9 protein-coding genes and 1 tRNA gene are annotated in these 12,616 nt (G+C 38.8%); all 10 read right to left on the reverse strand.

The window, feature by feature from the left end:
* Positions 1 to 5 precede the first annotated feature (5 nt).
* Positions 6 to 4,307, reverse strand: coding sequence for a DNA-directed RNA polymerase subunit beta' (gene rpoC, locus K1I41_RS00705; RefSeq protein ID WP_220640779.1), 4,302 nt, complete (start codon positions 4,305 to 4,307; stop codon positions 6 to 8).
* Positions 4,308 to 4,380: 73 nt separating this feature from the next.
* Positions 4,381 to 8,193, reverse strand: a complete 3,813-nt coding sequence (rpoB, locus tag K1I41_RS00710; RefSeq protein ID WP_220640780.1) for a DNA-directed RNA polymerase subunit beta — start codon at positions 8,191 to 8,193, stop codon at positions 4,381 to 4,383.
* A 127-nt stretch (positions 8,194 to 8,320) separates the two neighbouring features.
* Positions 8,321 to 8,701, reverse strand: coding sequence for a 50S ribosomal protein L7/L12 (rplL, locus tag K1I41_RS00715; protein WP_220640781.1), 381 nt, complete (start codon positions 8,699 to 8,701; stop codon positions 8,321 to 8,323).
* Between the two features lie 61 nt (positions 8,702 to 8,762).
* Positions 8,763 to 9,284: a 50S ribosomal protein L10 gene (rplJ, locus tag K1I41_RS00720; RefSeq protein ID WP_220640782.1), complete on the reverse strand. Its 522-nt coding sequence runs from the start codon at positions 9,282 to 9,284 to the stop codon at positions 8,763 to 8,765.
* Positions 9,285 to 9,306: 22 nt separating this feature from the next.
* Positions 9,307 to 9,996 carry a 50S ribosomal protein L1 gene (rplA, locus tag K1I41_RS00725; protein WP_220640783.1) on the reverse strand — a complete coding sequence of 230 codons (690 nt, stop codon included), beginning with the start codon at positions 9,994 to 9,996 and terminating at the stop codon, positions 9,307 to 9,309.
* A gap of 21 nt (positions 9,997 to 10,017) precedes the next feature.
* Positions 10,018 to 10,455 (reverse strand): 50S ribosomal protein L11, encoded by a 438-nt coding sequence (rplK, locus tag K1I41_RS00730; RefSeq protein ID WP_220640784.1) that lies wholly within the window; start codon positions 10,453 to 10,455, stop codon positions 10,018 to 10,020.
* 65 nt (positions 10,456 to 10,520) lie between these two features.
* The gene (gene nusG / locus K1I41_RS00735) at positions 10,521 to 11,072 is read right to left on the reverse strand and encodes a transcription termination/antitermination protein NusG (RefSeq protein ID WP_220640785.1); all 552 of its coding nucleotides are present in this window, start codon (positions 11,070 to 11,072) and stop codon (positions 10,521 to 10,523) included.
* A gap of 9 nt (positions 11,073 to 11,081) precedes the next feature.
* Complete coding sequence (gene secE, locus K1I41_RS00740) at positions 11,082 to 11,276, reverse strand: preprotein translocase subunit SecE (protein WP_255566945.1); 195 nt, start codon at positions 11,274 to 11,276, stop codon at positions 11,082 to 11,084.
* Between the two features lie 15 nt (positions 11,277 to 11,291).
* Positions 11,292 to 11,362, reverse strand: a tRNA-Trp gene (locus K1I41_RS00745).
* A 61-nt stretch (positions 11,363 to 11,423) separates the two neighbouring features.
* Positions 11,424 to 12,611 carry an elongation factor Tu gene (gene tuf, locus K1I41_RS00750; protein WP_220640787.1) on the reverse strand — a complete coding sequence of 396 codons (1,188 nt, stop codon included), beginning with the start codon at positions 12,609 to 12,611 and terminating at the stop codon, positions 11,424 to 11,426.
* Positions 12,612 to 12,616 lie beyond the last annotated feature (5 nt).

Consider the following 12,616-nt stretch of genomic DNA (forward strand, 5'->3'; position numbering starts at 1 on the left):
GTCTTTTAATAGTTTACTTCCTCTGTTGTAGGTGTTAGTAAATCGTTCATCTCCTCTTTAGAGCCTACTATCATATTATCGTAGTTTCGCATACCTGTACCTGCTGGTATTCTGTGTCCTACAATAACATTTTCTTTCAGTCCTTCAAGGGTATCTACTTTACCCGCTACCGCAGCTTCATTAAGTACTTTGGTAGTTTCCTGGAATGATGCAGCCGATATAAACGACTTGGTTTGTAATGATGCACGTGTTATACCTTGTAGCATTGGTGTGGCAGTAGCAGGAATTACATCGCGTGCTACTACTTGGTTTTGGTCGTTACGTTTTAGTAACGAATTCTCATCGCGCAACTCACGTGGCGAAATGATTTGACCTGCTTTAAGGTTTTCAGAATCTCCAGCATCTTCTACTACCTTCATTCCGTATAACTTATCGTTCTCTACAATAAAGTCTCTAGTATGTATTAACTGATCTTCAAGGAAAAGTGTATCCCCTGGATCTTGAACTCTTACTTTACGCATCATTTGGCGTATAACAACTTCAAAGTGCTTATCGTTAATTTTTACACCCTGTAGTCGGTATACTTCCTGAATTTCGTTTACAAGGTACTGCTGTACTGCAGATGGTCCTTGTATTCTCAATATATCTTCAGGTGTTATAGCACCATCAGAAAGTGGCATACCTGCTTTTACGTAGTCATTCTCCTGAACCAATATCTGATTCGATAGTTTAACTAAGTATTTTTTGATTTCACCAAATTTAGATTCGATGATAATCTCACGGTTACCTCGCTTGATTTTACCAAACGATACTACACCATCAATTTCTGATACTACGGCTGGGTTTGAAGGATTACGTGCCTCTAGAAGCTCTGTAATTCTTGGCAGACCACCTGTAATATCACCCGCTTTGGATGAACGACGTGGTATTTTTACAAGAATTTTACCTGCCTTAATTTTCTCGCCATCATCTACCATAAGGTGGGCACCTACTGGTAAGTTGTACGAACGAATAAGCTCGCCATCTTTTCCGTAGATTAGTAAGGTTGGTATTAATTTTTTAGCTCTAGATTCAGAAATTACTTTTTCTTGGAATCCTGTTTGCTCATCAATCTCAACCATGAACGATTGTCCTTGCTCGATATCCTCATAAGCAATCTTACCTGTAAACTCAGATATAATTACACCGTTATAGGGGTCCCACTTACATATTACAGCACCTTCGTCTACAACCTCACCATTTTTCACATAAATGTTAGAACCGTAAGGTATGTTGTGCGTATTTAATAATATACCTGTGTTATCATCAACCAATTTCAACTCTGTAGAACGTGATACCACGATATTTACTTTGTTTCCATCGCTATCTTCTCCCACAACTGTTTTAAGGTCTTCTATTTCTAATCTACCTTTAAACTTAGTAATGATACTTGATTCCTCAGATATGTTACCCGCAGTACCCCCAACGTGGAACGTACGTAGTGTAAGCTGTGTACCTGGCTCACCAATAGACTGTGCTGCAATTACACCAACGGCTTCTCCTCGTTGCGTCATCTTACCTGTAGCAAGGTTACGTCCGTAACACTTGGCACAAATACCCTTAGTAGCCTCACAAGTTAATGGAGAGCGTACTTCAACTTTTTCGATTGGTGCGGCGTTTACTGCTTTTACTTCGGCTTCGGTAATTTCTACCCCTGCCTGTATAATCACTTCAGACGTTAGTGGGTTAATAACATCTTGCAATGCTACGCGCCCTAGTATTCTTTCGCCTAACGATTCTACTATTTCTTCATTTTTCTTTAATGGCTCAACTTCAATTCCTCTTAGTGTACCGCAATCTACTGAGTTTACAATAACATCCTGAGAAACATCATGCAGCCTTCTGGTTAGGTAACCAGCATCGGCGGTTTTAAGTGCCGTATCGGCAAGCCCTTTACGTGCACCGTGGGTAGAGATAAAGTATTCGAGAATTGAAAGTCCTTCTTTAAAGTTAGAAAGAATCGGGTTCTCAATAATCTCACCACCACCAGCGGTTGATTTTTTAGGCTTAGCCATCAAACCACGCATACCTGTAAGCTGGCGTATCTGCTCTTTACTACCCCTTGCTCCAGAATCAAGCATCATAAACACCGAGTTAAACCCTTGTTGGTCTTCACGAATGTTTTTCATGGCAAGCTCCGTAAGCATTGCGTTAGTAGATGTCCATACATCAATAACTTGGTTATAACGCTCGTTATTGGTAATAAGTCCCATGTTGTAGTTTGCAGAGATACCTTCTACCTGCTCGTTAGCATCAACAATTAAGTCTTGCTTTTTAGGTGGTATAATAATATCTCCAAGACTGAATGATAACCCTCCGCGGAATGCAAATTTGTATCCCATATCTTTCATACTATCTAGGAATCCTGCTGTTGTAGGAACATCGGTAACATTTAATATCTTACCAATAATATCACGTAGTGATTTTTTAGTAAGCACTTCGTTTATATATCCTGCAGCTTCAGGTACTACTTCGTTAAATAGTACTCTACCTGCTGTAGTTTGTATTATTTTGTAAACAAGTTCACCTTCTTCGTTAAAATCTTTAGCACGTATTTTTACGCGTGCATTAAGGTCTAGTCGATTCTCGTTAATGGCAATATTTACTTCCTCTGCAGAGTAGAATGTTAGCCCTTCTCCTTTAACTTTAACTTCTTCTGTAGATAAACGCTCTTTGGTCATGTAATACAGACCCAATACCATATCCTGAGATGGTACCGTAATAGGTGCACCATTAGCAGGGTTGAGGATGTTGTGCGAAGCAAGCATTAATAACTGTGCCTCTAGTATAGCCTCTGGTCCTAGTGGTAAGTGTACCGCCATCTGGTCACCATCAAAATCGGCGTTAAATGCCGTACATACCAATGGGTGTAGCTGAATTGCTTTTCCTTCGATAAGTTTTGGCTGGAATGCCTGTATACCCAAACGGTGAAGCGTAGGAGCACGGTTTAGTAGTATTGGGTGTCCTTTAATTACATTTTCAAGGATGTCCCATACTACAGGCTCTTTTTTATCTATTATTTTTTTAGCCGATTTTACTGTTTTTACAATACCACGCTCTATCAGTTTACGGATAACGAATGGTTTGTACAGCTCGGCAGCCATATCTTTAGGAATACCGCACTCAAACAGTTTCATTTCGGGTCCTACAACAATTACCGAACGTGCTGAATAATCTACACGTTTACCCAATAGGTTTTGACGGAAACGTCCTTGTTTGCCTTTTAATGAATCTGATAACGATTTTAGTGGTCGGTTCGATTCTGTTTTAACCGCAGAGGCTTTCCTTGTATTATCAAAAAGTGAATCTACAGATTCCTGTAGCATACGCTTTTCATTACGCAAAATAACTTCTGGTGCTTTTATTTCCATTAGCCTTTTTAAACGGTTATTACGTATAATAACCCTTCTGTAAAGGTCGTTAAGGTCGGACGTTGCAAAACGACCACCATCTAACGGTACTAACGGGCGAAGCTCTGGTGGGATAACTGGTATTACCTTAAGTATCATCCACTCAGGGCGGTTTTCTCTGTTTTTGTTAGACTCACGGAATGACTCTACAACCTGCAATCTTTTTAATGCTTCTGTTTTACGTTGTTTAGACGTTTCTGTATTGGCACTATGGCGTAGGTTGTATGACAACTCGTCAAGATCGATTCTTGCCAATAAATCCATAATACACTCTGCACCCATCTTAGCAATAAACTTGTTAGGGTCGGTGTCATCTAAATATAAGTTTTCCTGCGGAAGCGTATCTAGTATATTAAGATATTCTTCTTCTGTAAGGAAATCCAATCGGTTAAGGTCTTCACCGTCTGCATTTTTGGCAATACCTGGCTGTATAACTACATACCTTTCATAGTATATAATCATATCCAGCTTCTTAGATGGAAGCCCAAGTATGTAACCTATTTTGTTTGGTAACGAACGGAAATACCATATGTGTGCAATAGGCACAACAAGGTTAATATGCCCTACCCTGTCACGTCGAACTTTTTTCTCCGTAACTTCTACACCACATCGGTCACAAACAATTCCTTTATAACGGATTCGTTTGTACTTACCACAGGCACATTCAAAATCTTTTACTGGACCAAAGATACGCTCGCAAAACAAGCCATCTCTTTCCGGTTTATGGGTACGATAGTTAATGGTTTCTGGTTTAAGAACCTCACCCCTTGACTCAGCAAGTATAGATTCTGGCGATGCCAAACCTATAGATATTTTGTTGAATCTTTTAACGGTATTTTTATCTTTTAATCTCGTCATGTAATATAGATCTATCGATTTATTAAAAACACTATAAAAGGGAATAGCACTGTTGTGCCACTCCCGTGGAAATTTATTCTTCTAATCTGATGTCAAGTCCAAGTCCTTTCAGTTCATGCATTAATACATTGAATGATTCTGGTAAACCTGGTTCTGGCATGGCTTCTCCCTTAACGATTGACTCATAGGTTTTAGCCCTTCCGATAACGTCATCCGATTTAACGGTAAGTATCTCTCTAAGCGTGCTCGATGCACCGTAAGCCTCAAGAGCCCAAACCTCCATCTCTCCAAAACGCTGTCCACCAAACTGTGCTTTACCTCCAAGAGGTTGCTGCGTAATAAGTGAGTACGGACCAATGGAACGTGCGTGCATTTTATCGTCTACCATGTGCCCTAGTTTAAGCATGTAAATAACTCCTACTGTTGCTGGCTGGTGGAAACGGTCTCCCGTACCTCCATCATAAAGATAGGTATGTCCAAATCGTGGTATACCTGCCTCATCAGTAAGTTCGTTAATTTGGTCTAAAGATGCACCATCAAAAATTGGTGTTGCAAACTTCTTACCTAAATTCATACCTGCCCAACCTAGTACAGTTTCGTATATCTGCCCAATGTTCATACGCGATGGTACACCAAGTGGGTTTAGTACGATATCTACAGGTGTTCCGTCTTCTAGGAACGGCATATCTTCTTGGCGTACAATACGTGCTACGATACCTTTGTTACCGTGACGCCCTGCCATCTTATCTCCTACTTTTAGTTTACGTTTTTTAGCAATGTAAACTTTAGCAAGTTTTAATATACCTGATGGTAACTCATCCCCTACAGTAATGGTAAATTTCTCTCTACGTAAGGCTCCCTGAAGGTCGTTCAGTTTAATTTTGTAGTTGTGGATAAGGTCGTTAACCATTGCATTGGTTTCGTCATCCGTAGTCCACTGTCCTTTTGTAAGGTGTGCAAAATCTTCTACAGCGTAAAGCATTTTTTGTGTGAATTTTTTACCTTTTGGTAATACTTCTTCACCCAAATCGTTCATTACACCTTGCGATGTTTTACCGTTTACTATATTAAATAGTTTATCTATAAGCCTGTCCCTAAGCTCGTTGAATTTTACTTCGAACTCTAACTCAAGTTTGCTTAAATCGTCTTTATCTTTTGTACGTTTACGTTTATCTTTAACGGCACGTGCAAATAATTTTTTGTCTAATACAACCCCGCGTAGTGATGGTGATGCTTTTAATGAGGCATCTTTAACATCTCCTGCTTTATCTCCAAAAATAGCTCTTAATAGCTTCTCTTCAGGTGTTGGGTCGCTTTCCCCTTTAGGTGTAATTTTACCGATAAGAATATCGCCAGGCTTAACCTCTGCACCAATTCTAATCATACCATTCTCATCAAGGTCTTTAGTAGCTTCCTCGCTTACGTTTGGTATATCGTTAGTTAACTCTTCGTTACCTAACTTGGTATCTCTTACTTCTAATGAGTAATCGTCTACGTGTATTGATGTAAAAATATCATCACGTACTACTTTTTCTGATATTACAATTGCATCCTCAAAGTTGTACCCTTTCCATGGCATAAACGCCACTTTAAGGTTACGCCCTAGTGCAAGCTCGCCATTTTGTGTAGCATATCCTTCACAAAGTACTTGCCCTTTAGCAACTCTATCGCCTTTTCTTACAATTGGCTTAAGGTTGATGCTTGTACCTTGGTTGGTTTTTCTGAACTTGATTAGGTTGTACGACTTATCATCTGTATCAAAACTTACCGTACGCTCACGATCCGTTCTGTCATACTTAATTGTAATCTTATTAGCATCTACATACTCTACAGTACCGCTTCCTTCTGCATTAATAAGTACTCTGGAATCTGAGGCTACTTGGCGCTCTAATCCTGTACCTACAACAGGTGCTTCTGGACGTAATAATGGTACTGCTTGTCGCATCATGTTACTTCCCATCAGTGCACGGTTGGCATCATCATGCTCCAAGAATGGAATTAACGATGCTGATATGGATGCAATTTGGTTTGGTGCAACATCAGTATAGTGTATTGCTGTTGGCTCTACTACTGGGAAATCGCCTTCTTCACGAGCAATTACTCTTTCAGAAGTAATGCTTCCATCATCTTTCATTTCAGTATTTGCCTGCGCAATCATTTTACCTTCTTCCTCTTCTGCACTCAGGTAAATTGGTTCTGATTCTAAATCTACTCTACCCTCAGTTACCTTTCGGTATGGTGTTTCGATGAAGCCCATTGTATTTACTTTGGCATACACTCCTAGTGATGAGATAAGACCAATGTTTGGTCCCTCTGGTGTTTCAATAGGACATAAACGACCGTAGTGTGTGTAGTGAACGTCACGAACCTCGAAACCTGCACGCTCTCTGGATAAACCACCAGGACCTAGTGCTGATAGTCTTCTTTTGTGCGTTATCTCGGCTAATGGATTGGTTTGATCCATGAACTGCGATAGCTGGTTGGTACCGAAGAACGAGTTAATTACTGACGATAGTGTTTTTGCATTAATAAGGTCTATTGGTGTAAACACCTCATTATCCCTTACATTCATACGCTCACGTATCGTTCTTGCCATACGGGCAAGACCTACACCAAATTGTGCTGATAATTGTTCTCCTACTGTACGTACACGACGGTTTGATAAGTGATCAATATCATCAATCTCTGCTTTAGAGTTGATTAGCTCAATAAGGTATTTTACTATGGTAATAATATCTTCTTTGGTAAGCACTTGCTTATCCATAGTAATATCAAGCCCTAGTTTTTTGTTCATTCTGTAACGACCTACTTCACCTAAGTTGTAACGTTGGTCTGAGAAGAACAATTTATCTATAATGCCTCGAGCAGTTTCTTCATCAGGCGGTTCTGCATTACGCAACTGACGGTAAATATGCTCTACAGCTTCTTTTTCTGAGTTTGTAGGGTCTTTTTGTAACGTATTGTGGATAATAGCATAATCTGCTTGGTTATTATCCTCTTTGTGTAACAGTATTGTTTTTACACTAGATGCTATAATTTCTTCAACATTTTCCTTGTCAATTATAGTATCTCTGTCTAGTATAATTTCGTTACGCTCTATGGATACAACTTCTCCCGTATCTTCATCAACAAAATCCTCGTGCCATGTGTTTAGCACACGTGCAGCAAGTCTTCTACCAATGTATTTTTTCAACCCTGTTTTAGATACTTTTATTTCCTCCGCAAGATCAAATATTTCAAGAATATCCTTATCCCTTTCAAATCCAATGGCTCTAAATAATGTAGTTACAGGCAGCTTTTTCTTTCTGTCAATGTAAGCATACATTACGCTATTAATATCTGTAGCAAATTCTATCCAAGAACCTTTAAACGGTATTACTCTGGCAGAATATAATTTTGTACCGTTGGCATGGAAGGATTGACCAAAGAAAACTCCTGGCGAACGGTGAAGTTGCGATACAACTACACGTTCTGCACCATTGATAACAAAAGTACCACTAGGCGTCATGTATGGGATGGTACCCAAGTAAACGTCCTGCACAATCGTTTCAAAATCTTCATGTTCAGGATCTGTACAATACAGTTTCAGTCTCGCTTTAAGCGGTACACTGTAAGTAAGTCCTCTGTCAATACACTCCTCAATTGTATAGCGTGGTGGGTCAACAAAATAGTCAAGGAACTCCAATACGAACTGATTTCTTGTATCAGTAATCGGAAAGTTTTCCATGAAGGTGTTATATAGACCTTCGTTGCCTCTTTCATCTGACTTTGTTTCAAGCTGGAAAAAATCTTTAAACGATTTTACCTGAATATCTAGAAAATCTGGGTAATCAGGAATGTTTTTTGTTGAGGCAAAATTTAATCTTTCAGTCTGATTTGTTATCATCAATGGACAAAATTTTGATTAAAATAATATATATAGAAACGTATAAAATGTTATTATACGAAAAATGGTTTAGGCCTTTGAGAGTACTTCTCAAGGCCTAAACCTGGAATTTTTAACCTAGTAGGGCTTATTTAAGCTCAACTACAGCTCCGGCTTCTTCTAGAGATTTTTTAAGACCTTCAGCCTCATCTTTAGATACACCTTCTTTTACGTTTGTAGGAGCACTATCTACCATGTCTTTTGCGTCTTTAAGACCTAGACCAGTAAGCTCTTTTACAGCTTTTACTACAGCAAGTTTAGAAGCACCAGCTTCTTTAAGTACTACAGTAAATTCTGTTTGCTCCTCAGCAGCAGCACCGTCAGCACCACCTGCAGCAGGACCAGCCATAGCTACAGCAGCAGCAGCAGGCTCAATACCGTACTCATCTTTTAATATTGTAGCTAGTTCGTTAACTTCTTTTACTGTTAAGTTAACTAATTGCTCTGCGAATTCTTTTAAATCTGCCATTTTTCTATCGTTTTAAATAGTTTGTAATATATAATTTATTAAGTGCGTACACGCTAATGTATTATCCTTCTCTCTCAGATAATGTTTTTACTAATCCAGCTATAGTGCTGCCACCTGATTTAAGTGCAGATATAACGTTTTTAGCAGGCGATTGAAGTAATGTAACGATTTCTCCAATAACTTCGTCTTTAGATTTAAGCGTTACAAGAGACTCTAATTGATTATCTCCTATAAATACTGCCTCATCTATATAAGCTCCTTTTAGAAGAGGCTTATCTGACTGCTTGCGGAATTCTTTAATTACTTTTGCAGGAGCGTTACCGTTCTCAGCAATCATAATAGAAGTATTTCCTTTTAATATCGATGGTAAATCACCGTAATTATTATCAGACGACTCCATTGCTTTTTCAAGCAAGGTGTTTTTTACAACCTCAAGTTTAATACCTGCTTTAAAACAAGCTCTTCTTAAATTTGAAGTAGTCTCTGCATCAAGTCCTGAGATATCTGCAACGTATATAACGCTAGTATCAGCCAACTGCGCAGTTAAATCTTTAATAACTATTGATTTTTCTTCTCTGGTCATAATAAATATTTTTAACTACCAATTATACTCCTTTAGGATCTAGAGGAATACCAGGGCCCATAGTACTAGAAAGATAAATACTCTTAATATATGTACCTTTTGCAGCGGTTGGTTTTAGTTTTAGTAACGTTTGAATTATCTCATCTGCATTCTCAGAAATTTTATCCGCATCAAAAGATACTTTTCCGATTCCTGCATGAACAATACCTGTTTTATCAACTTTAAAGTCAATTTTACCAGCTTTAACTTCTTGTACAGCTTTTGCTACATCCATAGTAACAGTACCTGTTTTAGGGTTTGGCATTAATCCGCGAGGACCTAATACTCTACCTAGAGGACCTAGTTTACCCATAACGCTTGGCATGGTAATGATAACATCAACATCCGTCCAACCGTCTTTTATCTTTTGTAGATACTCATCTAAACCTACATAATCTGCACCAGCAGCAGTAGCTTCAGCTTCTTTATCTGGAGTTACAAGAGCAAGTACTTTTGTAGCTTTACCTGTACCGTGTGGTAGGGTAACAACTCCTCTTACCATTTGATTCGCTTTTCTTGGATCTACACCCAAACGTACAGCGATATCGATAGACTCATCAAATTTTGCAGAAGCAACTTCTTTAAGTAATGCTGATGCATCTTTTAAAGAGTATAATTTGTTCTTTTCAATTTTTGAAGTAGCCTCTTTTTGCTTTTTTGTCAATTTTGCCATTTCTTTTTTGTCTTTTTACGATTAAAAAGGAGCGTCTCCTGATACGGTTATACCCATAGATCTTGCTGTACCGGCAATCATTCTCATAGCGCTTTCAACTGTAAACGCATTCAAATCAGCCATTTTGTCTTCAGCAATGCCTTTTACTTGATCCCAAGTAACGCTTGCAACTTTTTTACGGTTTGGTTCTCCTGAACCCGACTTTAGTTTGGCAGCCTCCAGCAACTGTACCGCAGCTGGTGGTGTTTTTACAACAAAATCAAACGATTTGTCTTTATACACAGTAATTTGTACTGGTAAAACTTTGCCGGCTTTATCTTGGGTTCTAGCATTAAACTGCTTACAGAACTCCATGATATTAACTCCAGCAGCCCCCAAAGCAGGTCCAACCGGTGGCGACGGATTCGCAGCACCTCCCTTAACTTGTAGTTTAACTACTTTACTAATTTCTTTAGCCATTTCTTTAAAAGATTTAGCACATCTTCATTGGAAGCGAATGATGTGATTTATATATGTAACAAATATTATACTTTTTCTACTTGCATAAAGCTAAGTTCTAATGGTGTTTTTCTTCCAAAAATTTTCACCATAACTTCTAGCTTACGCTTTTCTTCATTCACCTTTTCAACTGTACCGTTAAATCCGTTAAACGGACCATCTACTACTTTTACAGTTTCGCCCATTGTGAATGGAATGGACATTGTATCTGTTTTAACAGATAATTCATCTACTTTTCCTAACATTCTGTTTACTTCGGATTGACGTAAAGGAACTGCATCGCCTCCCTTTGTTTCTCCCAGAAAACCAATTACTCCAGTTATAGATTTTATAATGTGAGGAATCTCGCCTGTTAAATTAGCTTCAACCATTACATAGCCTGGAAAATAAACCTTGTCCTTAACCATTTTTTTACCGTCTCTAATCTGCACTACTTTTTCTGTAGGAACAAGTACTTGAGAGATATAGTCAGACATTCCTAATCTGCTTATTTCCGTTTCTATATAGTTTTTAACTTTATTTTCCTGACCGCTTACCGCTCTAACTACATACCACTTTTTGACATTGTTATCAGCCATACAATAAAATTATTTATTTAAGTAAGTATAAATTTCTGCAACTATAACTTCGAAACCACGATCTATACCAAATGTTAGCAAAGCAAATAATATCGAAAAAATAGCCACAATAACAGTTAGGCGTTGTACTTCTGCCCACTCAGGCCAAGTTACATTAACCTTTAACTCTGTAAATGCCTCTGATATGTAATTAGTAACTTTCATTGTATTATTTTTTTGCACGGGTGGAGAGATTCGAACTCCCATCAACGGTTTTGGAGACCGGTATTCTACCCTTGAACTACACCCGTTTGTTAAAAACCAGCCGATGCCTAAACATCGGCTGGTTTTATATATTTATGCTGTCTTGAATTAATCAAGAATTTCAGTTACCTGACCAGCTCCTACTGTTCTACCACCTTCACGGATAGCGAAACGAAGACCTACGCTTAATGCGATAGTGCTTAGTAACTCTACCTCGATAGTAAGGTTGTCTCCAGGCATTACCATCTCTACTCCATCAGGAAGAGAAATAGTACCTGTTACGTCAGTTGTACGTACGTAGAACTGTGGACGGTAGTTATTATGGAATGGAGTGTGACGTCCACCTTCTTCTTTCTTAAGGATATAAACCTCTGCTTTAAATTTAGCGTGTGGTGTTACAGATCCTGGCTTAACGATAACCATACCTCTTTTGATATCTGATTTATCGATACCTCTTAGTAGGATACCTACGTTATCACCAGCTTCTCCTCTATCAAGTATTTTACGGAACATCTCAACCCCTGTAATTGTAGAAGTTAATTTCTCTGCACCCATACCAATAATCTCAACTGCATCACCTGTGTTAGCAACACCAGTTTCGATACGGCCTGTTGCTACAGTACCACGACCAGTAATTGTAAACACATCCTCTACAGGCATAAGGAATTCCTTATCAACATCACGCTTAGGAAGTTCAATCCAGTTATCTACAGCATCCATAAGCTCCATTACAGTATCAACCCATTTTTGCTCACCGTTAAGTGCACCAAGGGCTGAACCTTGAACTACAGGACCGTTATCTCCATCATACTGGTAGAAAGAAAGTAAATCTCTGATTTCCATCTCAACAAGCTCAAGAAGCTCTGCATCGTCAACCATATCTACTTTGTTCATGAATACAACAATTCTAGGTACACCTACCTGACGACCTAAAAGGATGTGCTCACGAGTTTGTGGCATAGGACCATCTGTAGCAGCAACCACAAGAATAGCTCCGTCCATCTGTGCAGCACCAGTAACCATGTTTTTTACGTAATCGGCGTGACCTGGACAGTCAACGTGAGCGTAGTGACGGTTTGCAGTTGAATACTCTACGTGAGATGTATTAATAGTAATACCTCTTTCTTTCTCCTCTGGAGCGTTATCAATTTGATCGAATGATCTTGCTTCAGAAAGACCTGCATCAGCTAATACTTTAGTAATAGCAGCAGTCAAAGTTGTTTTTCCGTGGTCAACGTGTCCAATAGTACCAATATTCAAGTGGGGTTTGGAACGATCAAAAGTTTCCTTTGCCATGATTT

The organism is Flavobacterium litorale, assembly GCF_019613795.1.
Taxonomy (GTDB): domain Bacteria; phylum Bacteroidota; class Bacteroidia; order Flavobacteriales; family Flavobacteriaceae; genus Flavobacterium; species Flavobacterium litorale.